Raw genomic sequence first — 23132 nt, forward strand, 5'->3', positions numbered from 1 at the left:
AATAACAATCAGGATTAACGGAGTGACTAAACCGAAAAATCGACAATCAGACACCCATATTCATGATGTCCTGATACGCGCTAACCATTTTATTGCGTACCTGAACACCAAGGTTAAGTGCTACAGATGACTTCTGCATCGAAACCATAACATCATTTAAGCCAACCCCCGGCACGCCTGCCAGATAGTCTTCAGAGCCTTGTTTGGCCTGATTCTGGAGCTGGCTGATATTATTGAGGCTGTTAAATAATACATCAGAAAATTGTGTTTTATTTTCTGTGTCATTTGTTCCTGTCGGAGTAAGCTGATTCTGCATTGCAGAAACCTGGCCTGCCTGACGCTGAATCTGATTTACTACCCCATTGATTGTATTTAGGGACATATCGTTATTTCACCTTACTGACGCTTAACAACAGATAGTTGATACTAATGTCTTATCAGTTCTGTTTAATTTAGGCGTACTTTATCATGGCGGAAGTTCAGCAGCATTGTGGGAAAAGTCAGCACAAACCTGTTCTTATTGCAGATTAGGTTTAGGGCAGTTTCAGGCGATAATTCTTATCTGGCAAATTTTCTGAAATGAAAAATTGTCGCGAATAATACTCATCACCAGTTTGTTCATCTGCATCTGCAATATGACACCTGCGTTGAAGTCGTACCATTTAACTTTACAGGAATATGGCATGAATGCCACAACCCAGGGTAATAAAAAAAATAGTCCCTTTGATTTTAAGGCACTACTGGAACGAATTCGGGCAAATCCCAGAATTATTTTTATGATCGCAGCGGCGGCGGCAATTTCAATTGTTGTCGCCTTGCTATTCTGGATGCAAGGGCCAGTTTATCGCGTTCTCTACAGTAATATTAGCGAACAGGACGGCGGAGCGATTGTTACTCAGCTTAGCCAGATGCAGGTTCCTTATCGCTTTGCCGATCATAACGGCGCCATCATGATCCCGGAAGACCAGGTTTATGAGGTCCGACTTAAACTCGCGCAGCAGGGATTGCCGAAAGGTGGCTCTGTAGGATTTGAACTGCTCGACCAGGAAAAATTTGGTATTAGCCAGTTTAACGAGCAGGTTAATTTCCAGCGTGCGCTTGAAGGAGAACTGGCTCGCACTATTGAGACGCTGGGGCCAGTACAGAGCGCCCGTATCCACCTGGCAATACCGAAACCGTCACTGTTTGTCCGCGAACAAAAAGCGCCGACCGCTTCAGTGACTCTTACTTTACAAAATGGCAGAACACTGGATGAAGGCCAGGTCAACGCCATCAGTTACATGATAGCCAGCGCGGTTTCTGGCCTTGATGCCGCTCATGTCACCATTGTGGATCAGTCTGGCCATTTGCTTTCCGGCAGTGACACTCACAATACCCAGACAACACAGCTTAAATATATCCGCGAAGTTGAAGATGACTATCAAAACCGTATTCAGGCCATTCTGACGCCCGTTGTCGGCAGCGCCAACGTTCGCACACAAGTTACGGCACAAGTTGATTTCACGCAGAATGAGCAAACTGTTGAAGAATATGCTCCCAACACGTCGCCAGACAAGATGTCCATCCGCAGTCGCCACGTTGTTCATGATGAGCAAGGCGGGAAAAGCAGCGTTGGCGGTGTACCTGGCGCGTTAAGTAATCTACCGCCTACGGCAGCCAGCGCTCCGGTTACCACCTCAACGCCAGCGCGCGGTGCTAAAGATAGCGCTATCCGCCCGGCTTCTCAGGCGGTCAGTCCAAAGCTACAACCCTACAGTCAGAACCATGACGACATTACCAATTACGAGCTGGACAGAACGCTAAAACATATCACCCGTAACACGGGTAATGTGGAACGTTTATCGGTCGCGGTTGTTGTCAATTATCTGCCAGGAAAGGCCGGAGAACCGGCGGCTCTGACGCCAGCGCAGATGAAGCAAATTAACGATCTGGTTAAAGAGGCAATGGGCTATACCGCTTCCCGTGGGGATTCGGTAAATGTGGTTAACACACCATTTAGCCAGTCAGATAAAGACATCGCTCTTCCACTGTGGCAACAGCAGGATGTTATTCAGTTAGTTCTTACCGTACTGCGTTACCTTTTAGTCGCTCTGGTTGCCTGGATGCTGTGGCGTAAAGCCGTATGGCCATTCTGGGTGAAACATCAGGAAATGCTGCTCCAGCGTCTCGAGATGGAAAAAGAAGCACGTCAGGCCGAAGCAACGGCACAGCGGCAGAAAAAAGAACACAGCGAACTTGCCAGGGCGCAACAGCGCATGGATACCGAGCTTACTACTCAGCAACTGCGTGAAATGGCCGATGAGGCACCGCAGATTATTGCACTGGTTATTCGCCAGTGGATGAATAAGGAGCAGAAACCATCATGAATGCCGCCATGCGAAGCGCCATTATTATGCTAACGCTCGGCGATGACCGGGCAGCCGACGTCTTCCGCCATCTCAGTCCTCAGGAGGTGGCACAGATAAGCAGCGCCATTGTCAGCATTCACTCTTATACCCATGAGCAGATTGCCCAGGTGTTGAGTGAATTCAAACGCGATTCAGAAGAGTATGCGTCCATCAGCATCAATGCGGATGAGTATTTACGTAATGTTCTGGTGAAAGCGCTGGGTGAATCCCAGGCCGAAGCCTTGCTGGATAATTTGCTGGATGCCCATAGTGAAAACAACGGTATCGAGACGTTGGGTCTGATGGAGCCGTATATGGTTTATGACCTGATTCGGGAAGAGCATCCGCAGATTATTGCAACCATTCTGGTGCATCTGAAACGCGCTCAGGCAGCAAACGTACTGGCGAAATTCGAAGAACGCGAACGTAACGACATTATGTTGCGTATTGCCACCTTTAACGGCGTCCAGCCGGTGGCACTGCAAGAACTGACGGATGTCCTGAACAATCTGCTCCACGGTCAGTCACTGAAGCGCAACAATATGGGCGGTGTTCGTCCGGCGGCTGAAATTCTCAACCTGATGAAAACTCAGCAGGAAGAAGCGGCGCTTACTGCATTCCGCGAATTTGATCCTGAACTGGCGCAAAAAATCATTGATGAGATGTTCCTGTTCGAAAATCTGGTGGATATGGACGACCGCAGCATCCAGCGCCTGTTGCAGGATGTCGATGGCGAGTCTCTGTTGGTTGCGTTGAAAGGATCCGATCAGGTACTGCGTGAGAAATTCTTCAGCAACATGTCCAAACGCCAGGCCGAAATTATGCGTGATGATCTCAATTCACGTGGTCCGGTACGTATGACTCAGGTCGAAGCAGAACAGAAATCCATTCTGTTGGTGGTACGTCGTCTGGTGGAAGCCGGAGAGATGGTGATTGGTGGAGGTGAGGATGTCTACGTCTGAGACAACCTGGAAACCCTGGCGGCCTGATGATCTGCTCGGGCAGGGCAGTTCTTCATGGCCAAATCTGGAGTCTGAAAACCACGCAGATGTAGATCCAATGTCTGACCCGGACCGGCAGGCAGAGCTTGCCCGTGTTCGCCAACAGGAAGGGCAAAAAGGTTTTACGCAGGGTCTGGTAAAAGGCGAGGAAGAGGGACGTCGTCGCGGCTATGAAGAAGGATTACAGCAGGGAAAAACGGAAGGCATTAACCAGGGATTAGCGGAAGTTCATGCTCAACAGGCTTTGTTAACTTCGCAGTTTTCCCGCGTTATGGAAAGTTTTCAGATCTCGGTTGAAAACATGGACAGCGTCATCCCCGCCCGCCTGGTGCAACTGGCGCTGATGGCGGTGCGTACTCTGCTGGGCGAGCAGGGTGTTACGGATAAAATGCATACCGGCCTGATGAATCACATTCGCACGCTACTCAATGAAGATCGCTTACTGAAAGGTAAATTTCGCCTGACCATCAGCGCGGAAGAACCAGAAGAGGTTCGCCAGCAGCTTGAGACGTTGCTCTCATCCTATGACTGGGAATTGTGTGCTGATCCCCATCTTCTCCCCGGCGGTTGTCGGATCAGTACGGAAGAAGGGGAACTGGATGCATCGCTGGAAACCCGCTGGCAGTCATTGTGTCAACTGGTTCGCAACAGGGAAGGTGTATGACTTCGCATCTCAAAAACTGGCTGGGTGCTCTGGAACAGCAAGAAACGCGGATGACGACGTTACCCGCTTTTCGTCAGTACGGTAGGCTGATCCGCGCGACTGGACTGGTGATGGAAGCCACCGGACTAAAATTACCCATCGGAACGCTGTGCATTGTTGAACGTGACGGCCCGGATGGTATTCGTTGTGTAGAAAGTGAGGTTGTTGGTTTCAGTGGGCAAACGCTGTATCTGATGCCGCTGGAACATGTGGACGGCATCTTGCCTGGCGCCAGAGTCTGGGCGCCGGATAGCGGTGATAAGTTAACACAAGGCAAGCAGCTTCCTGTTGGGCCTGGATTATTGGGGCGTGTGCTGGATGCCAGTGCGCGACCACTGGATGGCCTTCCTCCTCCCAGTAATAGCGATCGGGCAACATTATTTACCGCTCCGTTTAACCCGTTACAACGCGACCCCATTCGCAATGTGCTTGATGTCGGCGTTCGGGCGATCAATGGATTACTGACCGTGGGGCGAGGCCAGCGCATGGGGCTGTTTGCAGGTTCCGGGGTCGGCAAAAGTGTCCTGTTAGGCATGATGGCGCGCTATACCACCGCAGATGTGGTGGTTGTGGGACTCATCGGCGAACGAGGTCGTGAAGTCAAAGATTTTATTGAAAATATCCTCGGAAAGGATGGCTTACAGCGTTCGGTGGTTATTGCTGCACCTGCCGATGTATCGCCGGTACTGCGTATGCAGGGGGCGGTATATGCAACCCGTATTGCGGAAGATTTCCGTGACCGTGGATTAAATGTGTTGCTGATCATGGATTCGCTGACGCGTTATGCGATGGCGCAACGTGAGATAGCGTTAGCCATTGGCGAACCGCCAGCAACCAAAGGCTATCCGCCTTCTGTTTTCGCCCGTTTACCGGCCCTGGTGGAGAGAGCCGGGAATGGTATCCGTGGCGGTGGATCAATCACTGCATTCTATACCGTATTGACGGAAGGCGACGATCAGCAGGACCCGATTGCGGACTCCGCTCGCGCCATTCTCGACGGACATATTGTTCTGTCACGCCGACTGGCGGAATCAGGCCACTATCCGGCCATCGATATTGAAGCGTCTATCAGCCGTGTGATGACGGAAATTACGCCACCCGCGCAATTTAAAAAGGTACAGCGTTTTAAACAACTTCTGTCCTCGTGGCAGCGGAACCGGGATTTGGTCAGCGTAGGGGCGTATGCCAGAGGCAGCGATCCTTTACTGGATCAGGCGATTACCTTATATCCAGAAATGGAGCGCTATCTGCAACAGGGCATCCATGAACGCCAGGAATATGATGTTTCATGTCGCCAGCTCGATGCGTTATTCCCGGATAACAGAGGCCCTGAAGCAGGTGAATAATCATGGCAACGTCAGCACCAATGGATGTTTTGCGGGATCTGGCCGAAAAGAAACTCAATGACACCACGGTGCGACTGGGGCGTGCGCGCCAGTCGCATGAGAATGAAATCTCCCGTTTACAACAATTACAGACATACGAATCTGAATATCGTCGACAACTGCAAAACACCATTGCCGATAAGGGAATGTCAGTGTCTACGCTCCAGTCATGGCAAAGTTTTATTGGTGCGCTGGAAAAGGTCGTTTTGCAGCAGGTAAACCAGGTGAACAACAGCCAACAGATTGTCGATGCCTCGCTCAACGACTGGCAAAAAGATCGTCAGCGGTTAAACGCATTTGAAACATTAAAAAGCCGGGCCGAAGCCCAGCGTCTATTGAAAGAAAACCGACAGGAACAAAAAATGATGGATGAATTTGCCCGCCGCGCCAGCCAGAGGGGAAAATAAAATGCAGGTAATTTCTTTACCTATGAATACTGGCAATTTGGGGCATGGGCCCTCTGCACCCCAGAATGATACAGATGCGCCATCATTTGCAGATGAACTCGGCAGTAAATTGCCTCCTGATTCCAGTACGAAGCTTCATCTTCCATCGGGAGGAACGGTAAATCTGTTACCGACTGAAGAAGAAAAAGGAAAGGAAACCTCTGATGTGGAACAGCCTGGCATAGTGGATGGTTTGTTGTACATGCTCCCGGCGCAAAGTGCTCCATTACCGGGGGCGGGGATCAATCAGGAAATGACACAATCACCGTTTTTTGAGGGCGCAGGACTGGTTTCTGCCGTGAAAAACCCGGCGGTGTCGCCAGAAAATGTGGCATCCCAAACGGAAAAAGCAGATTCAGGCGTGAGTGTGGCTGACACTGAACTGTTACCGGCTCCGAATGGGGATGAGTTACAAACTGGCACTTTCGAGAGTCGCTCTCAAAAGCTGAACAAAGCCGTTGCATATTCTGCGTTGGCGGGGAAAGTAGGCAAGCCGATTGCGCATCTACCTTCATCGCTCCCACAAAATCAGGGCTCCTTGCATCTCGAGTCGGCAACAAATACCGATAATGCACTGCCTCAGTCATCAGAACAGTTGGCAACGTCTCTTGATTCAGCAATAGCAGATAAATCGGCGGAACAGATGCCTGTACAGCATCAGGATAGCCATATGGCTGATGCTCTACATATCCCAACCATTGGGGATATGAGCATTCAAATCCGTGAGCCCGTGGGTGTATCCCCATCTGCGCAACCCTCGGTATTGACCGCATCTGTGGGGACTACGGAATGGCAGCAGAATTTGAGTCAGCAGTTGGCCTGCTTTACTCGTGAAGGGATTCATCATGCGGAACTGAGATTGCACCCTGAAGATCTTGGTAGTCTGCACATTAGCCTGCGGATAAATAACGATCAGGTGCAGCTTCATTTTGCCGCAGCCGACCACCAGGTTCGCAATGCGCTTGAAACGGCGATGCCGCATTTGCGAAATTCCCTTGCGGAATCTGGGATCTCACTGGGGCAAACCAACGTTGCCGCAGACTCCCGACCTTCATGGGAAAACGGTTCGCAAAATCAGGCAGCAGAGCAGGATATGCAATCTGAAGACGGTACGGAAATCGTGCCAGATGAGCCAGGCGTAATTCTGCATACGCTCAGTCGTTCCGGCGGAATAAATACTTTTGTCTGATACTTTAATTTTGTGATTTATCTGAAAGCCCGGTTTCCGGGCTTTGTGGTTTTATTTTGACGGTATTCCTGTCGGGTTTAGACAGGGGGGCGTTACGGGCTGTTGATTGCGTTTCTGGTCTTTAATTTTATTAATATTCAACTGGTTATGAATTTTACACAGGTAGTGATTTTTTATCATTTCTGCAACATTGATTTTTATTAACGATATGGGCAAACGTTTACAATGTTGTCTGAAGTCAAATCTATCTATCAATTTAATGCCAGCTGCGACATTTTTTTGCCGGATTATTAATACCAGGTTATGTAATAGAATACAGCTCCTGTCCCGGGTGTAACGGGGTGCAAATTACTGAGTATATTTTTGTGATGTCAAAAAAGAAGCTGGATACCACTCAGAGTGGCAAAAAAAGTAAAGGTCGCATAGCGCTGACCGTCCTGGCATTTATTATTGCCAGCGCCTGTTTCGGCTATACCTGGACAGAACTGGATAAAATAAAAAACAATATCAAAAGCAGCACTGTAGAACATGAAATTGAAGAAATAGAGGAGGCTATAGAGGAACCTATTTATACCCCTCTGGATACGTTTACTGTCAGTCTGAAACCAGACGCTGATGGGGGCGAACATGTTCTGTACGTCGGCTTGACGTTGCGTTTGAAGGATCCTCGTTCCCAGGAGCTGTTAAGACGTTTTATGCCCGTCGTTCGCAGTCGCCTTCTGATGTTATTTTCTCAACAGACGATGGAATCGCTGAGTACAAGCAAAGGTAAAAACCAACTTATCCAACAAATTGAACAAGAATTATCAAACCCACTATCCGGGAAACAGACGGTTAAAGTTACCGATGTTTTATTTAACGTCTTTATTTTACGGTAATCGCTATGTCTGACAATATTTTGTCACAGGATGAGGTGGATAGTCTTCTGAATGGCGATGGTAACGGCGCATCTGAAAACACTCTATCTGCCATGGCTCCTGAGGATGATATCCGTCCTTACGATCCGGTGACGCAACGACGCGTTGTTCATGAACGACTCAGCACACTGGAATTTATTAATGAACGTTTTGCCCGCCAGTTTCGTGTCGGCGCGTTCAACGTGTTGCACCGCAGTCTGGACGTCACTACCGGTAATATTCGGGTACAGCCATATCATGAATTTGCGCGTAATTTGCCCGTGATGACCAATCTTAATTTGATTCATCTGTCACCTTTGCGCGGGACGGCACTGTTCGTCTTTTCTCCCAATATGGTGTTTATGTTGGTGGAAAATTTATTTGGCGGTGGCGGACGTTTTAAAACAAAAGCGGATGGGCGGGAATTTACCCCCACTGAACAACGTATTATCCAGCGTATTTTGTCAATTGCCCTTGAGGCTTACGACTTTGCCTGGAGTACGGTTTATAGCCTTAAAACAGAATATATTCGCTCAGAAATGCAGGTGAAATTCACCAATATTACGTCGTCACCGAATGATATTGTGATTACAACGCCATTTTATATCGAACTGGGTTCCGAGTGTGTCCAGATGGATATCTGCATCCCGTTCAACGTTATTGAGCCAATACGTTCTTTGCTTACCAGTCCCCCACAGGAAAACGCCTGGCAGGAAGATCAAAACTGGCGTAATACGCTGGCTTCACAGGTCAAAAATACGGAACTGGAACTGGTAGTGAATTTATCCGATGTACAGATGCGACTGTCACAAATTATGAGCCTCAAGCAACACGATATTTTACCGTTAGATAAACCTGAAATCGCTGAAGCTTATGTTGATGGCGTGCGGGTACTGTCCGGGAAATATGGCAGCGCAAGCAATCAGTACGCCTTGCAGGTAGAAGAACTTTTTAATACAGCATTAGCACCTTTTTCTAAGGAGAGCTCGCATGAGCAAGAATGAACAGGCGGGCACTACCTCTACTCCCGCAGATACGGCCTGGGCAGACGCACTGGAAGAACAGCGCGAATCCGCAGGAACGACGGGCGTGACGGACGGGGCGAAAGCGATTGCCTCTGACCTGAATCTGGTTATGGATATTCCAGTCAGAATGACGGTAGAACTTGGCAGAACCCGTATGACCATCAAGGAACTTCTGGCACTGAGCCAGGGATCTGTGGTTGCGCTGGAAGGTCTGGCGGGTGAACCTCTGGATATTTTGATTAATGGTTATCTTATTGCACAGGGAGAAGTGGTTGTGGTGTCGGATAAATTCGGTATTCGTATTACCGATATTATTACGCCATCTGAACGTATTTATCGCCTGAGCAGATAATGATCAATAGTACCCATACAGTTTTACCCACCGCTTCAACAACCAGCATGTCGTCGGTATGGATGCATACCGGCGGTATCCTCTGCCTGATAATATTCGGGTTACTTCTTTTACTCTGGTATTTACGTCGTTCTGGCGGTATCTCAGGGAAAAAAAATGGCCGCAATGCGCTGTTAAATATTAAATTCAGCCAGTCTCTGGGGCCGCGTGAACGCCTGGTTCTTGTGGAAGTGGGAAATCAATGGTTACTGCTTGGCGTGACGGCAGAAAATATCTCCTGTCTGAGCGCCATCGACAAAAAAACAGTCGAAGAAAATTTTGCGGCTGTTGATCAACCGCAGTCCCGTACCTCGCTGGTTGACTGTTTTCAGACAGTGCTGGCAAACAGTCTGCGAGGGCGTTATGGCAATCAGCAATAAAATAAAACCGTCATGGCGGGTAATGCCGATTATCTGTGGCCTGTTGGTCATGGTGTTTGGCATCGGGTTTCCTGTACATAGCGCATTCGCTGCCAATAGCGATATTCTGTTAACTCGCCCGGCAGGTGGGGAAGGCTGGTCTTTACCAGTACAGACGCTGGTCCTGCTGACGTCGCTGACCTTTCTGCCCGCTATTTTGCTGATGATGACCGGTTTTACGCGCATCATCATTGTACTGGGATTGCTGCGTAACGCGTTGGGAACGTCATCAACACCACCAAACCAGGTGCTGTTAGGTCTGGCGCTGTTCCTCACTTTTTATGTTATGTCGCCCGTGTTTAATAAAATCTATGACGACGCGTGGATGCCTTTAAGTCAGGATAAAATCACCGCTCAGGTCGCCATCGATAAAGGCATTCAGCCGCTGCGGGAATTTATGCTGCAACAAACGCGTCAGGATGATCTGGCTTTGTATACCCGCATCGCTCATCAGCAAAACTTCGCCGGACCGGAAGATGTGCCGCTAAGCCTGCTGGTTCCGGCGTTTGTCACCAGTGAATTGAAAACAGGTTTCCAGATTGGCTTTACCATCTTTATTCCGTTTTTGATTATCGACCTTGTGGTCGCCAGTGTCCTGATGGCGCTGGGGATGATGATGGTGCCGCCTGCGACAATCTCATTACCGTTTAAATTGATGTTGTTTGTTCTGGTCGACGGCTGGCAGTTGCTGATTGGTTCACTGGCTCAAAGTTTTTTTAGCTGACGAGGAGAAGAGATGACAGAAGAACAAGTCATGGCGATGGGATTCCAGGCCATTAAAGTCGGTCTGATGATTGCTGCCCCGTTATTACTGGCGTCGTTGGTTGCCGGGTTGGTTATCAGTATTCTCCAGGCGTCCACGCAAATAAACGAGATGACATTATCGTTTATTCCCAAAATATTGCTGCTCGTGGTGGTCATTATTGCCCTTGGCCCCTGGATGTTAAGCGTCATGCTTGATTATATGCACGGGCTATTTAACAGCCTGCCTTATCTGATTCGCTAGTTATGCTCACACTCTCTCTGGCTGATCTTTACCTGCATATCGGTCAGTATTTCTTCCCGTTTTTGCGTATCCTGGCTCTTTTTACGTCAGCGCCGATCTTTAATGACAAATCGATCAATAAAAAGGTCAAAATTGCGCTGTCGGCACTCATAGCCTTTCAGATAGCCCCCATATTACCTGAAAGCAATATTCGTATTGTTTCGTATGAGGGATTTCTGACGGGGGCGGGGCAGCTCATTATTGGCCTTATCACCGGCTTAATCATTCAGTTGATTTTTGTGGCTGTCCGTCACGCAGGCGAACTTATTGGCCTGCAGATGGGACTTTCATTTGCCACCTTCTATGACCGTGCCGGTGGGCAGAATATGCCCGTGATTGCCCGCTTTCTTAATTTACTGGCTACGCTGATCTTTTTAATCGCCAACGGGCATCTTTACCTTCTGGAGATTATCGCCCGCAGCTTTGATATTTTGCCCGTTGCGGCCACGTTACCCAATGCGTCTGCTTATCTGGCTTTTGTAAAACTGGCGGGGCTTATTTTCAGTAGCGGCCTGATACTGGCGTTGCCTATTGTGGCGTTACTGCTCTGCATTAACCTGACGCTTGGTATTATTAACCGTCTGACGCCGCAGCTGTCGGTTTTTGTGATCGGTTTTCCTATTTCACTCAGCGTTGGCTTACTGGCGTTATCGCTGATGATGTACTCTTTTGGTCCGCTTTTTGAAAGCCTGATGGCTACCATCTTTGATAATCTTCTGCAAATTATGACTGCGATGAGATAGCCCTGCCTCGCAGTCGTTGTGAACCCGGAAGCCTCAGTATTTTTGTCTTAAAATTTTGTCGTTTTCCGTGCGGATCTCCCCGCTGATATACAGCTCGCAAAATTGCCGGTAGGAACTCAGGCCTAATTTTTTTAGCGCGCCGCGTCTGATCTGATACAGCGTCGGTTCCGGTATTTTCATGCAGCGGGACATTTCGCTTATTGATTCCCCGGCAAGGGGAAGCACCAGACAAATCCATTCTTTCAGGGAAAACCCATAACGTTCGTCCCGGTAGCGATTAATCGTATGCATAGGACGGAATGTTTTACCCCGTAGCCAGGTCTGGAAGTTACGCTGAAAAAGACCGGAGTGCAGGTTATGGGAGTTAAAAAAAGTGACCTTACCGGCAAACTTGCGCGAGATGTAATACGTCAGATAGGAGTTATAGCGGCTGACCAGCACGCCAACGCGTTTACGGCTGTTAATCTGGATGAGAAAGTCGACGGCGTCTTTGAAGATACGCAGCGATTCGGTCCCTGACATATCAAGCACTAGCATAATAGTCAGCGTATCATCCATACCGATAGTGACTTGATCAATTCGATGAATAAACGACAAGTTAATGTTGTTGTCGGAGAAAAGATGCTTCATCCCAAATGTGAAATATTCACACAGGGCCATGACAAATACAGGTGGTGTAGAATGAGTACAGATTTCCATTAGTGCGCGGTCCTCGCGTATATTCCTGATTACCTGACTGGTGTTGTTCATCAGTAGTAAAGGTACTGTTGGGATCTAACATCCTTAGTGGTCAGTATAATACACTATATTAAGGAAATCCTGATTGAGAAACTTCGATATGAAATATATTCAGAGTTTAATACTAAGACGTAATAATTATTCGTTATAGAGATAAGCTGGCGGCAATGTCGATGTGTTCGATCCTGCATTTTTTTCAAAATGGCCAAGTGTAATCATTTTTATTATTACTTACGATAAATATTCTTATCAAGAAAACGACTATTCCGAGTATTAATGCGTTTTATTTCCAGTCGCTAAGATGATGGCGGATACTTAATGATAAAAAACCAGCCCAGGAGGAAGATCCGGGCTGGTCGGGGGGCACGCTGGCAGAATCATTCTGCCAGGGGGGGTGCTTATTAACGCAGAAGCTGCAGAACGTTCTGCGGAACCTGGTTAGCCTGTGCCAGAACAGAAGTACCCGCAGACTGCAGGATGTTCGCGCGGCTCATTTCAGACACTTCAGACGCGAAGTCAGCGTCCAGAATGCGAGAACGAGACTCGGACAGGTTGTTAACGGTGTTGTTCAGGTTGCTGATAACAGAATCGAAACGGTTCTGTACGGCACCGAGGCCAGAACGCAGTTTGTCAACCTGAGACAGCGCGGCATCGATAGCTTTCAGCGGATCGGTGGTGTTGACTGCGTTTACGCCGGTATCGGTTACTGTGGCTTTGTATGCTGTCGGTGCAGTTTTGTCAATGGTGACATCAGCCTTAGTTAAACCACCTTTGCCGTCATCAAGATAGTAGTTACCTTTACCATCGTCTTTCAGGGTAGAGCCACCAGGTACGCCAGCTGGTTTAACCAACTGAGTCGCTTCCTGACCTTGTACTGTTTTTACATTATCTGCTTGTGCAGCAGTGGTGTCCTTGGTCGCACTGTTGAAGGTAAAACCACCTTTACCGTTATCAGTGGCTTCAAAGTAGTCAGTCCCATCTGTTACGTATATTTTCCCGTCATCACCTTTAACAATATCAGTTACCGCAGCTGGAACACCATTACCATCCGTGGCTTTTGCCACATCATACTTATAGCCTTCGTCAACGGCTATGTTGCCGTTAGCATCTACGGAATTATGAAGAGTCGCAACGTTCGGACCAGAAACGTTGAAATCAGTCATACCGAGGGTATCAGCATCCATCTTGGTCAGATCGATATCGATAGTTTCTTTATCGTTAGAACCTACCTGGATAGACAGAGACTGATCCTGGCTGAGAACTTTAACGCCGTTAAATTCAGTCTGATCGGAGATACGGTCGATTTCAGACAGACGGGCGTCGATTTCGTCCTGGATGGACTGACGGTCAGAATCGGAGTTAGTGCCGTTCTGCGCCTGAACGGTCAGGCGACGGATGTTCTGCAGGTTATCGTTCACTTCGTTCAGCGCACCTTCAGTGGTCTGAGCGATAGAGATACCGTCGTTAGCGTTGCGGGAAGCCTGAGTCAGACCAGAGATGCTGGCGGTGAAACGGTTGCTGATAGCCTGGCCAGCAGCATCGTCTTTCGCGCTGTTAATACGCAGACCAGAAGACAGGCGTTGGATCGCAGTGCCGAGAGTGGACTGAGATTTATTCAGGTTGTTCTGTGCAACCAGGCTCAGTGCGTTGGTATTAATGACCTGTGACATGATATATCCTCAATTAAAACCTGACGGTGCGATCCGCCCGGAATAGAATTTAAATAAAATATGCGTTATGACTGCCGCATACCCTATATATCGGCGCAGCCATAAAATGGCTAAAGCGTATTGATGAAAAATATAAAAAATTTTATTTGAGATTATTAATAATCTTAGTTCAGGTGTGAGTTTGGGCGCAGGCAGCAGGAGAGGGAATATTTGTTTTCTGATTATCTGACCAAAACGGTTGTCAGGCAATAATAAATTTTAACGACTGGATAAAAATAAAACCAGCCCGAGGGGATACCGGGCTGGTTGGAATTATCGACAGAACTATTTTGCCAATAAACTAATTAACGCAGAAGCTGCAGAACGTTCTGTGGAACCTGGTTAGCCTGTGCCAGCACAGAAGTACCCGCAGACTGCAGGATGTTCGCGCGGCTCATTTCAGACACTTCAGACGCGAAGTCAGCGTCCAGAATGCGAGAACGAGACTCGGACAGGTTGTTAACGGTGTTGTTCAGGTTGCTGATAACAGAATCAAAACGGTTCTGTACGGCACCGAGGCCAGAACGCAGTTTGTCAACCTGAGACAGCGCAGCATCGATAGCTTTCAGCGGATCGGTAGTTGCTGGTTTGGTGTTAACAGCGGTTTTTAAATCCGTGACGGTGGCTGTGAAATTACCGTTTTTATCATTCGTGGTATCAATTTTAGCGTTGGTTAAATTACCCGCTGCATCTTCAAGATAATAGTTACCTTTACCATCATCTTTCAGGGTGGTGCCTGCGGGTGCACCTGTTACATTCGTTGCGTGATACGCTTCCTGGCCATTTACTGATTTTACGTTATCTGCTTGTGCTGCAGTGGTATCTTTTGTATTGCTGTCGAAAGTAAAACCACCCTTACCGTCATCAGTGAGTTCATAATAGTCGGTCGCATCTTTTGCGTAAAGTTTCCCGTCATCACCTTTAACGATATCTAATGCTTTAACGGCACCACCATTATTATCCGTAGCTTTAGCGGCATCATACTTATAGCCTTCATCGACATTCACAGTAGTGGTCGCATTCAGGGTTGCGGGATCAACACTGGCCGCCACGCTGAAATCGGTCATACCGAGGGTATCGGCATCCATCTTGGTCAGGTTGATATCGATAGTTTCTTTATCGTTAGAACCTACCTGAATAGACAGAGACTGATCCTGGCTGAGAACTTTAACGCCGTTAAATTCAGTCTGATCGGAGATGCGGTTGATTTCAGACAGACGGGCGTCGATTTCGTCCTGGATGGACTGACGGTCAGAATCGGAGTTAGTGCCGTTCTGTGCCTGAACAGTCAGACGACGGATGTTCTGCAGGTTGTCGTTCACTTCGTTCAGCGCACCTTCAGTGGTCTGAGCGATAGAGATACCGTCGTTAGCGTTGCGGGAAGCCTGAGTCAGACCAGAGATGCTGGCGGTGAAACGGTTGCTGATAGCCTGGCCAGCAGCATCGTCTTTTGCGCTGTTAATACGCAGACCAGAAGACAGGCGTTGGATCGCAGTGCCGAGAGTGGACTGAGATTTGTTCAGGTTGTTTTGTGCAACCAGGCTCAGTGCGTTGGTATTAATGACCTGTGACATGATATATCCTCAATTAAAACCTGGCGGTGCGATCCGCCCGGAATAGAATTTAAACTGAATATGCGTTGTAACTCCCGCATACCACAGTTATCGGCGTGGAAATAAAGTGGCTAAAGCGAATGAGATAAAAAAAGTAAAAAGATGGTGGAAATGTAAGAGGACAAATTAAAGAAGGTTAATCATTTCATTTATTACTTTGTTGAAAAAAAGTTAAATATTTATCCAGTCTGTTTTTATGCCGATATAGGGTAGAGATTCTTAAAAATCACAACCCCTCAGGAGAAACAACATGGGTATATCATCACTGGGAATCGGTTCAGGGATCGATACCGCATCAATGCTGGAGCAACTGAAAGCCAGCGAACAGCAGCGCCTGACGCCCTATACCAGTCTTCAGAACAGCTATAAAGCGAAGATTTCAGCCTGGGGATCTATCTCCAACCTATTGTCTACGCTACAAAAATCGGTGAAGTCATTAGGCGGTGATGCGTTTAATACCCTGAAAGTAAGTACCAATAAAGCTTTTACCGCAACGGCGAGTACGGGTGCGTTGGCGGATACTCATGAAATTACCGTGGAACAGCTGGCATCTGCCCATAAACTGAAAACGGCAGCCCAGACCAGTGCTGACACCACCCTGGGAACGACTGGGGGCGGCACCAGAAAGATTACCATCACGCAAAATGGCAAAACCACAGAAGTTGAGCTGAAAGATGATGAGACGTCGCTAAACAGCATCGCCAAGGCTATCAACAAGCAAAATGGTGATGTCAGTGCCAGCGTTCAGCGCACTGACAACGGCTATCAACTGGTTCTCAGCTCTAAAACCACCGGCAGCGACGGTGAAATGAGTGTTAAGGTCGATGGCGACCAGAATCTTGCTGACATCATGGATACCTCAGCGGGCGGTCAGCATCTGGACGATCAAGGCGTACCGATTGCGGGCGATCCAGGCGCTGCTGACAAGATGATTTCGGTGTCGGATGCTAAAGACGCCAAACTGTCTGTTGATGGTACTGATTTTACCCGTTCCAATAACAACATTACTGACATCATTGACGGCGTGACCCTGAAACTGAATGCCGTTTCTGAAGCCGATAAAAATGATCCAACCAAATTACAATCCGAGCAGTTGACATTAACGGCTGATACCTCCGCCATTAAAACCAACCTTAAGGATTTTGTTAAGCAATACAATGCGCTGCTGTCAGCAACAACTGCCGCCAGTAAATATGTCAAGAACGATACCTCCGGTCTGAGTGATGATGCCGTCGCAACGCCCAGCACCAAGAGCGGGGCGCTGATGGGCGATTCCACGCTGCGCGGAATGGTCAGTCAAATTCGTTCTACCGTAAACGGTGTTTATGGTGATTCTGGCGCTGATTATGGTGCATTAGCCGATCTGGGTATCAAGATTGATGCCGCAACCGGACAGATGACGCTGGATGAAGACAAGCTGGATAAAGCTATCGCTGACGATCCAGACCAGATCGCCAATATGTTTGTGGGTCATGGCAATAATGAAGGCATGGCCACCACCCTGGGAAATATCATCAGTAGCTACGTCGGTACTGATAAAGATGATAAAACCGGGCTTATCAAGACCACCACTGACGGTCTTGATTCACAAAACAAGGTGGTTCAGCAGCAAATTGATAAGACCCAGAAACTGATCGATGCCCAGGTTGAACGCTATCGCATCCAGTTCCAGAATCTGGATACCGCGATGTCAAAAATGAACAGCATGAACTCGCAATTAACCTCTCTTTTATCAACGCTTTAATAGAGTAAAGGCTGACGGAGCGATATTCCGTCAGCCCCGCAGGAGCCACATATGTACACTTCACAGGGCGCAGAAGCCTACAAACAAGTTTCGCTACAGAGCAAACTGGCAGGAGCAACCCCACATCAGCTTATTTCTATGCTGTTTGATGGTATTCATAGCGCAATCCAGAAAGCGATTATCTATTTTGCGCAGGGTAATATTGCGCGTCGCGGGGAGATGATCTCTAAAGCGATTAATATTATTGATAATGGCTTAAGGACCTCGCTCGATCATGAAAAAGGTCTGCATATTGCAGACGAACTCGAACAACTTTATGAGTATATGTCACGTACATTGTTTCAGGCTAACCGGACGAACGATCCTGAATTGCTGAAGCATGTCGATCAACTATTAATGCGGCTTGCAGAAACCTGGGAAGAAATTGACCCACAGCAAACCCGGGGGAGACGTGACTAATTTGATTTCACATTATGATAATTTGTTCGACATGAACCAGTCGATGTTAACGATGGTGCGTGAAGAAAAATGGGATGCCTTTTTAGCGCTTCTGGATATCTTTCTGGCGAAAGCGGAAGACTTAATGACTGGCACCAGTGGGGTAACGCTGTCTGAAATCGAACGCGAACGTATCAGAAGCCTGGTACGCGAACTTATGAACGGTACTGAAGAGTTGATCCGTAAAGTTAATATCAGACTCGAAACGCTCAAGCAAAACATGTCGTCCTTGCATCAGGGTTCAAAAGTGAGTCAAATGTATACGGCTTTTGATGCGGCAAGACGTTAATTCCCATTGATTATACTGCATTTCCAGGGCGGCAAATGAACAGTGTTAACATTAGTTAATGTCCATCGGAGTCATGGGCATTAACAATATTTTTTATTCTCAACAGGTTACACTATATTCTTTTTTTCAGTCTCTGGATTTTACGCAACCCTCTCCTTAAACGTCGTTCTTCATTGAGATTTTCCTCAACTCTGTGATGCCTTTGGCAGAACATCATTCTCCTTGCAGTAAAATGCCTCGATGTTTTCAATAAATGCAATGGAGTTTATGTGTTTACGATATGCTGGAATATCAAAACCATTGACCGAATTTCAATGATAGAAGACGTTTTAAAAGAATTTTCATTATATAATATTAATATTATTTCAATGAAGGTGACCGCCGGACGTATTCTGATTAAATCAATGTGTCGTCATACGGGTGATATAAATAGTCTGGTGAACCGATTAAATAATCACCACGACATTATTAATGTTGAGCATTTTAACACCGACAGCGAAATTACCTCTCCGGTATCAGCAAAACAAAGTGAATATTTTACTGATATGATTGGCGAGAGCCAGCAAATGCAATCGCTTATAGAAAAAGCGATAAAGTTTTCCGAAAGTCGTTTTACCGTATTGATTCGTGGTGAAACGGGAACAGGGAAAGAGTTGCTGGCGCGCGCTATTCATAATTGTGGGTCACGACGTTTACACGCTTTTATTCCGGTAAACTGTTCGACTATTCCTGAAGAACTGATGGAAAGCGAGTTCTTTGGTTACGAGAAAGGCGCGTTCACCGGGGCCGATGGTAAAGGGAAGAAAGGATTGTTTGAAATGGCGGATAAAGGCACGCTGTTTCTTGATGAATTTGGCGAAATGCCACTAAGTATGCAGGCAAAACTACTGCGCGTTTTGCAGGATAGCGGTATCCGGCGTATAGGCAGTTCTCAGATTGTCTCTTTCGATACTCGGGTTATCGTAGCCACTAATGCAAACCTGGAAGAGATGATGTTGAATCGTCAGTTACGTGCCGACCTCTACTATCGAATAAATATCCTTTCGTTAACGATCCCGCCGCTTCGCCAGCATCCGCAAGATATTACGTTATTAATTGATCATTTTCTGCAAAAGCATGCCTGCAAGTTCAGGCGAGCATTGGTTTTTGATAAACATAGTCTGGAATTTTTGCAGCATTACACATGGCCGGGTAACATCAGAGAACTGGAGAATATTATCATCCGTTTGATGCATATGTCGGACAGTGGAATAGTGACAATGGAAGAGCTGAAATGGATGAATTCTACATGTCGTGAGAACCTACAAAGCCACAGTGAGAATATGGGACCTTTAAAAGAGCAAGTTCGTTTAACTGAACGTAAAATTATCGAAAAGATGTTAGATGATAATAATTCCGCACGCAGCATCGCTAAAGTACTGGGCGTTTCGCATACTACCGTTTTGAATAAAATACGCAGCTACCAACAAGATGTGGTTTATTAACGCCCCCATCTAAAATGTGAGGGCGTCCGAAATACTACTCGATGAGTTTCAGCAGCGGTGAGAGGCAGAGTAGAATACCGTAGATAAAAATAAGCCAGGTTCTGATTCCGCGCAGGTTTTCTAGCGCCTTGACACTGTAAATTAAGAAAACAGGGATCAAACAAGAGACGATACCGTACAATGGACTACCAAGCTGGAAAAACACCAGGACGGATACACGAAACGAAACCCAGACAACCAGTGTGGCAACAATAAAAACCCCAATTCCTGCTGTGAGCATTTGCGGGCTGACTTTCTCAACATTAATCACCCGACTTAGAATATTGAGCACAATGCCTTTCAATGCTTCATGAAAACCAAGATAAATACCGAAAAAAGCGGTCAGGACTGCAAAGATATTTAATATTGTCGACGCAAGATGAATAATTTCGCCTGGTATCACTTGCGTTGCCAGCGCCAGGGCGGAAATATTCTGTTCAAATGCGGAAACCGCTTCTTCATGGCTGATGGAAAAAGTGAATGAGAATGAAAAGAATAATATGATGGTTATCAGTGCAATGTAACTGATTCGATGCGTGCGGATAGCCATTCTGGTGGCCATCACCTTGTCTTTTTCTCTTTTCCGATACGCGATATTCATCGGATTCAACACCTGAATAAAGACGGCTGAAAAAAAACAAAACGGGATGGTCAGCAGAACGTCGCGAAAAAAATCACTCATTGGGGGAAATACACTGATATTATTAAAATTCCAGTGTGGGATCATGATAAAACCGAGTATAACAATAATCCCCACTTTGATGATTACCATTGGCCCGGAAATTTTAAATAATATTTTTTCACCACGAGAGGCAATGGTAACCAAAACAGAAAAGACAATGATTTTATAGACAATGGATTGTGACAAGTCGCTATCGGTTAAACCAAAGTGCTTGATGTACGAAGCGCTGTCAAAAATGACGGAAAGAGAGTAGATGAATATTCCATGGACAATCATCAAAAAATAGATAACCCCTAAAAAAATGCCCCAGTTTTTCCCCAGGTAGTGGCTTATAATATCAGTATAATCGTTGCAGGTTTCACTTTTAGAAAGTGTTTTAAGATACATATCCTGCACAATATAAGTTGCAGGGTAAGCAATAATAAATGCTGTAATGAAAACCCATATCCCTTTTAACCCGATCTGCACCGGCATTAAAACAGTACCTGCGCCAATGGCCATGCCAATGCATAATAAGACCCAACCAAAGTCATAGCGTGTAAAGGGGAGTTTATTGGTGAGTGTGTGAGAAATATTTACATAATTATCCGCTTGTTGCGTGCTGATTTGCATAATGAGCCTCCATCCCAATCCCTCTGCCAATAAAGCAGAGGGCAGGCATTGATATTTTAAATTAATTTCCGGCGATGGCTGTGGCGATTGCCTGTTGAAGGTCATCAATAATATCGTCAGGATCTTCCAGACCTACAGAAAGCCGAATCATTCCATCCGTAATTCCTGCTTTTAATCGTTCTTCTGGTGGCACTGGAGAGTGGGTCATCGATGCCGGATGTTGGATTAGCGTTTCAGTATCCCCAAGGCTTACCGCCAGCAAACATAAATTGACCGCGTTAATCATCCGTCTGCCAGATTCAAATCCTCCGGCTATTTCGAAACTGATGACGCCGCCGGGTAAAGTCATTTGTTGCTTATATAAATCGTACTGAGGGTGAGCCAGTAATCCAGGATAATAGACATGGGTAATTGCCGGATGGCTTTCAAGGAACTGTGCAATTTTCATGGCGTTGCTGGAGTGACGTTCCATCCTGACGCCGAGAGTTTTAACGCCACGTAAGGTCAGCCAGGCATTAAACGGACTCATACATCCGCCCGTAATATCCTTAAGTCCAACGTAACGCGCCTGATCGATAAAATCTTTTTTACCAACAATCACACCGCCAATGACATCGCCGTGACCGTTAATGTATTTAGTGACGCTATGTACAACAATATCTGCCCCCAGACGTAACGGTTGTTGACCATAAGGTGACATAAAGGTGTTATCGACAATTAACAGCGCGCCGTGCTGATGCGCGATACCCGCAACCATTTCGATATCGACCAGTGTCAGTGTTGGATTGGCTGGGGTTTCGATATAAACAACCTTCGTTTCTGGCCGTATTGCTGCTTTTAGTTCAGCAATGTTGGTTGCGTCGACAAAGCTTGTGGTAATGCCAAATTTCGGCATGCTGTGGGAAAGAAAAGCGTGCGTGCAACCATAAATTGCATTGGCAGAGACAATATGATCGCCTTGCTGACACAGAGTAAGCAGGGCTGTCGTAATTGCTGAAATTCCAGAAGCGGTCGCCAGCGCGGCTTCACCGTCTTCAAGGACGGCCATTTTTTGCTCAAGGGCATCTGTGGTGGGGTTACCCAGGCGAGTATAAATATAACCAGGTTCTTCAAGTGCAAAACGTGCAGCGCCTTGTTCGGCATTATCAAAGACAAATGTTGATGTCTGGAAAATTGGCGTGCTGAGCGATCCTGTCGAGGGGTCCGGGTGTTGTCCTGCGTGAACAATTTTGGTATCGAATCGATAATTGCGGTTATTAGACATACTCTTTCCTTAATTTTATAAACGACTCGCTAATGAGTTAGCAATTGCTATGCCAGATAAATAAGCGTGTATATTCAATTCATTAGTTTTTTTACGCCGTCGTTTATGTTCGGAATATTTCCAGTCTGGAAATAAAGTTGCCACTATTAACGGAAATTATAGTTACAACATCCTATTGTTTGTCGAAATCACCGCCCCTTAAACTCCAGATTCTAAAATATCGCCATGTAATACATGATCGCTTAATCAAAACAATTGTTGCTCTAACCGACGAATAGTTCGATTATAAGACCAAATGTTGTAATGTGCAGCGCTGCTCACAATGGGCCGCTTTCAAGGAGATGAGAGTTTATGTATTACAATTTTGATGATAGTAGACAAAGAGCCAGATATAGCCAAAACAAACATATCGAAGTACCGCAAGCCGCTATGAGAAAATATTATGAATGGCGTCATCTTGTCAGGGACTATGGACACGATCCAAAAACAGCGGCGAAATCTGTTTCGGATGCAAATTGTGAAAAACTTCACGGTGTTACTGATACTTATTCATTTCGGCTGACTCAAGAGCACAGGGTTGTATTCATTAAGCAAGGCAATAATATAACAGTTCTTTCTGTAGGCGGCCATTACTAAAAACAGGTGTTATACCAGAACCTGTCAACAATTCTGTATAACTGCCGTCATGTTAAAGGTGATCGCTCAGGCGGTCACCGAACTCAATAATAAAACGGATCATCATCAACAGCCAGTTCTGGAACGACATACTCATTTTAAGAGTATCGTTGAGTACCAGGTAAATACGTTTTCTTACTTGGTACAGTACCGTG

The 23132-nt window shown here is 46.7% G+C and carries 24 protein-coding genes and 1 pseudogene; 18 read left to right on the forward strand and 7 right to left on the reverse strand.

From position 1 onward, the window contains the following. Positions 1-46 precede the first annotated feature (46 nt). Complete coding sequence (gene fliE / locus D9597_RS21215) at positions 47-382, reverse strand: flagellar hook-basal body complex protein FliE (protein ID WP_130224522.1); 336 nt, start codon at positions 380-382, stop codon at positions 47-49. Between the two features lie 301 nt (positions 383-683). Here fliE and fliF point away from each other — a divergent pair, with 301 nt between their 5' ends. The 13 genes from fliF to fliR all read left to right on the forward strand — a co-directional run bounded on the left by fliF (position 684) and on the right by fliR (position 11630). Beyond that, positions 684-2366 carry a flagellar basal-body MS-ring/collar protein FliF gene (gene fliF, locus D9597_RS21220; protein WP_130224524.1) on the forward strand — a complete coding sequence of 561 codons (1683 nt, stop codon included), beginning with the start codon at positions 684-686 and terminating at the stop codon, positions 2364-2366. Further along, positions 2363-3349 carry a flagellar motor switch protein FliG gene (gene fliG, locus D9597_RS21225; RefSeq protein ID WP_130224526.1) on the forward strand — a complete coding sequence of 329 codons (987 nt, stop codon included), beginning with the start codon at positions 2363-2365 and terminating at the stop codon, positions 3347-3349. The genes fliF and fliG overlap by 4 nt, the downstream gene beginning before the upstream one ends. Further along, positions 3336-4052, forward strand: a complete 717-nt coding sequence (locus tag D9597_RS21230) for a flagellar assembly protein FliH (protein WP_130224528.1) — start codon at positions 3336-3338, stop codon at positions 4050-4052. Before fliG ends, D9597_RS21230 begins: the two co-directional genes overlap by 14 nt. Further along, positions 4049-5437: a flagellar protein export ATPase FliI gene (fliI, locus tag D9597_RS21235; RefSeq protein ID WP_130224530.1), complete on the forward strand. Its 1389-nt coding sequence runs from the start codon at positions 4049-4051 to the stop codon at positions 5435-5437. Before D9597_RS21230 ends, fliI begins: the two co-directional genes overlap by 4 nt. 2 nt (positions 5438-5439) lie before the next feature. Then, entirely contained in the window at positions 5440-5883 is a 444-nt protein-coding gene (gene fliJ / locus D9597_RS21240) for a flagellar export protein FliJ (RefSeq protein WP_130224532.1), read from the forward strand. Positions 5884-6088: 205 nt separating this feature from the next. After that, positions 6089-7111, forward strand: coding sequence for a flagellar hook-length control protein FliK (locus D9597_RS21245; RefSeq protein WP_165383559.1), 1023 nt, complete (start codon positions 6089-6091; stop codon positions 7109-7111). Between the two features lie 341 nt (positions 7112-7452). Further along, entirely contained in the window at positions 7453-7989 is a 537-nt protein-coding gene (fliL, locus tag D9597_RS21250) for a flagellar basal body-associated protein FliL (protein WP_240780453.1), read from the forward strand. Between the two features lie 5 nt (positions 7990-7994). After that, positions 7995-9011, forward strand: coding sequence for a flagellar motor switch protein FliM (gene fliM, locus D9597_RS21255; RefSeq protein WP_130224536.1), 1017 nt, complete (start codon positions 7995-7997; stop codon positions 9009-9011). Continuing rightward, entirely contained in the window at positions 8998-9384 is a 387-nt protein-coding gene (gene fliN / locus D9597_RS21260) for a flagellar motor switch protein FliN (protein ID WP_130224538.1), read from the forward strand. Before fliM ends, fliN begins: the two co-directional genes overlap by 14 nt. Continuing rightward, positions 9384-9803 (forward strand): flagellar biosynthetic protein FliO, encoded by a 420-nt coding sequence (gene fliO / locus D9597_RS21265; protein ID WP_130224540.1) that lies wholly within the window; start codon positions 9384-9386, stop codon positions 9801-9803. The genes fliN and fliO overlap by 1 nt, the downstream gene beginning before the upstream one ends. A 49-nt stretch (positions 9804-9852) precedes the next feature. Further along, on the forward strand, positions 9853-10566 hold the full coding sequence (gene fliP / locus D9597_RS21270) for a flagellar type III secretion system pore protein FliP (RefSeq protein ID WP_130224623.1): 714 nt from the start codon (positions 9853-9855) through the stop codon (positions 10564-10566). A 12-nt stretch (positions 10567-10578) separates the two neighbouring features. Next, a complete protein-coding gene (gene fliQ / locus D9597_RS21275) occupies positions 10579-10848 on the forward strand; it encodes a flagellar biosynthesis protein FliQ (protein ID WP_130224542.1) in 270 nt (89 codons plus the stop codon). Between the two features lie 2 nt (positions 10849-10850). Beyond that, positions 10851-11630: a flagellar biosynthetic protein FliR gene (fliR, locus tag D9597_RS21280; RefSeq protein ID WP_130224544.1), complete on the forward strand. Its 780-nt coding sequence runs from the start codon at positions 10851-10853 to the stop codon at positions 11628-11630. 33 nt (positions 11631-11663) lie between these two features. On the opposite strand, the gene D9597_RS21285 is transcribed toward fliR, so the two are convergent. From D9597_RS21285 to D9597_RS21295, 3 genes are all read right to left on the reverse strand, one after another. Then, on the reverse strand, positions 11664-12329 hold the full coding sequence (locus D9597_RS21285; protein ID WP_130224546.1) for a hypothetical protein: 666 nt from the start codon (positions 12327-12329) through the stop codon (positions 11664-11666). 440 nt (positions 12330-12769) lie between these two features. Further along, positions 12770-14038, reverse strand: a complete 1269-nt coding sequence (locus D9597_RS21290) for a FliC/FljB family flagellin (protein WP_130224548.1) — start codon at positions 14036-14038, stop codon at positions 12770-12772. Positions 14039-14382: 344 nt separating this feature from the next. Then, positions 14383-15651 carry a FliC/FljB family flagellin gene (locus D9597_RS21295; RefSeq protein ID WP_130224550.1) on the reverse strand — a complete coding sequence of 423 codons (1269 nt, stop codon included), beginning with the start codon at positions 15649-15651 and terminating at the stop codon, positions 14383-14385. Between the two features lie 289 nt (positions 15652-15940). On the opposite strand from D9597_RS21295, the gene fliD reads away from it, so the two are divergent. From fliD to D9597_RS21315, 4 genes are all read left to right on the forward strand, one after another. After that, on the forward strand, positions 15941-17434 hold the full coding sequence (gene fliD / locus D9597_RS21300; protein ID WP_130224552.1) for a flagellar filament capping protein FliD: 1494 nt from the start codon (positions 15941-15943) through the stop codon (positions 17432-17434). Positions 17435-17485: 51 nt separating this feature from the next. Further along, entirely contained in the window at positions 17486-17893 is a 408-nt protein-coding gene (gene fliS / locus D9597_RS21305; protein ID WP_130224554.1) for a flagellar export chaperone FliS, read from the forward strand. Further along, on the forward strand, positions 17886-18221 hold the full coding sequence (locus D9597_RS21310; RefSeq protein WP_130224556.1) for a flagellar protein FliT: 336 nt from the start codon (positions 17886-17888) through the stop codon (positions 18219-18221). The genes fliS and D9597_RS21310 overlap by 8 nt, the downstream gene beginning before the upstream one ends. Before the next feature lie 269 nt (positions 18222-18490). After that, the gene (locus D9597_RS21315) at positions 18491-19705 is read left to right on the forward strand and encodes a sigma 54-interacting transcriptional regulator (protein WP_130224558.1); all 1215 of its coding nucleotides are present in this window, start codon (positions 18491-18493) and stop codon (positions 19703-19705) included. Between the two features lie 34 nt (positions 19706-19739). Here D9597_RS21315 and D9597_RS21320 read toward each other — a convergent pair whose 3' ends face one another. Together D9597_RS21320 and megL are read right to left on the reverse strand one after the other, a co-directional pair. Beyond that, positions 19740-21038 (reverse strand): aromatic amino acid transport family protein, encoded by a 1299-nt coding sequence (locus D9597_RS21320; protein WP_130224560.1) that lies wholly within the window; start codon positions 21036-21038, stop codon positions 19740-19742. A 61-nt stretch (positions 21039-21099) separates the two neighbouring features. Beyond that, on the reverse strand, positions 21100-22302 hold the full coding sequence (gene megL, locus D9597_RS21325) for a methionine gamma-lyase (protein WP_130224562.1): 1203 nt from the start codon (positions 22300-22302) through the stop codon (positions 21100-21102). A gap of 351 nt (positions 22303-22653) precedes the next feature. Here megL and D9597_RS21330 point away from each other — a divergent pair, with 351 nt between their 5' ends. Then, positions 22654-22938 (forward strand): type II toxin-antitoxin system YoeB family toxin, encoded by a 285-nt coding sequence (locus D9597_RS21330; RefSeq protein ID WP_130224564.1) that lies wholly within the window; start codon positions 22654-22656, stop codon positions 22936-22938. Positions 22939-22990: 52 nt separating this feature from the next. Here the strand turns inward: D9597_RS21330 and D9597_RS23425 are convergent. Continuing rightward, a pseudogene (locus D9597_RS23425) lies at positions 22991-23116 on the reverse strand (IS256 family transposase); the annotation flags it as partial. Positions 23117-23132 lie beyond the last annotated feature (16 nt).

It is taken from the genome of Escherichia sp. E13S3, from assembly GCF_004212325.1.
In the GTDB taxonomy this organism is placed as follows: domain Bacteria; phylum Pseudomonadota; class Gammaproteobacteria; order Enterobacterales; family Enterobacteriaceae; genus Escherichia.

What these genes read in the sequence shown, in the direction of transcription:
- fliE (WP_130224522.1), bottom strand. Translation starts at nt 382, where the DNA reads ATGTCCCTAAATACAATCAATGGGGTAGTAAATCAGATTCAGCGTCAG.
- fliF (WP_130224524.1), top strand. Translation starts at nt 684, where the DNA reads ATGAATGCCACAACCCAGGGTAATAAAAAAAATAGTCCCTTTGATTTT.
- fliG (WP_130224526.1), top strand. Translation starts at nt 2,363, where the DNA reads ATGAATGCCGCCATGCGAAGCGCCATTATTATGCTAACGCTCGGCGAT.
- D9597_RS21230 (WP_130224528.1), top strand. Translation starts at nt 3,336, where the DNA reads ATGTCTACGTCTGAGACAACCTGGAAACCCTGGCGGCCTGATGATCTG.
- fliI (WP_130224530.1), top strand. Translation starts at nt 4,049, where the DNA reads ATGACTTCGCATCTCAAAAACTGGCTGGGTGCTCTGGAACAGCAAGAA.
- fliJ (WP_130224532.1), top strand. Translation starts at nt 5,440, where the DNA reads ATGGCAACGTCAGCACCAATGGATGTTTTGCGGGATCTGGCCGAAAAG.
- fliM (WP_130224536.1), top strand. Translation starts at nt 7,995, where the DNA reads ATGTCTGACAATATTTTGTCACAGGATGAGGTGGATAGTCTTCTGAAT.
- fliN (WP_130224538.1), top strand. Translation starts at nt 8,998, where the DNA reads ATGAGCAAGAATGAACAGGCGGGCACTACCTCTACTCCCGCAGATACG.
- fliO (WP_130224540.1), top strand. Translation starts at nt 9,384, where the DNA reads ATGATCAATAGTACCCATACAGTTTTACCCACCGCTTCAACAACCAGC.
- fliP (WP_130224623.1), top strand. Translation starts at nt 9,853, where the DNA reads ATGGTGTTTGGCATCGGGTTTCCTGTACATAGCGCATTCGCTGCCAAT.
- fliQ (WP_130224542.1), top strand. Translation starts at nt 10,579, where the DNA reads ATGACAGAAGAACAAGTCATGGCGATGGGATTCCAGGCCATTAAAGTC.
- fliR (WP_130224544.1), top strand. Translation starts at nt 10,851, where the DNA reads ATGCTCACACTCTCTCTGGCTGATCTTTACCTGCATATCGGTCAGTAT.
- D9597_RS21285 (WP_130224546.1), bottom strand. Translation starts at nt 12,329, where the DNA reads ATGGAAATCTGTACTCATTCTACACCACCTGTATTTGTCATGGCCCTG.
- D9597_RS21290 (WP_130224548.1), bottom strand. Translation starts at nt 14,038, where the DNA reads ATGTCACAGGTCATTAATACCAACGCACTGAGCCTGGTTGCACAGAAC.
- D9597_RS21295 (WP_130224550.1), bottom strand. Translation starts at nt 15,651, where the DNA reads ATGTCACAGGTCATTAATACCAACGCACTGAGCCTGGTTGCACAAAAC.
- fliD (WP_130224552.1), top strand. Translation starts at nt 15,941, where the DNA reads ATGGGTATATCATCACTGGGAATCGGTTCAGGGATCGATACCGCATCA.
- fliS (WP_130224554.1), top strand. Translation starts at nt 17,486, where the DNA reads ATGTACACTTCACAGGGCGCAGAAGCCTACAAACAAGTTTCGCTACAG.
- D9597_RS21320 (WP_130224560.1), bottom strand. Translation starts at nt 21,038, where the DNA reads ATGCAAATCAGCACGCAACAAGCGGATAATTATGTAAATATTTCTCAC.
- megL (WP_130224562.1), bottom strand. Translation starts at nt 22,302, where the DNA reads ATGTCTAATAACCGCAATTATCGATTCGATACCAAAATTGTTCACGCA.
- D9597_RS21330 (WP_130224564.1), top strand. Translation starts at nt 22,654, where the DNA reads ATGTATTACAATTTTGATGATAGTAGACAAAGAGCCAGATATAGCCAA.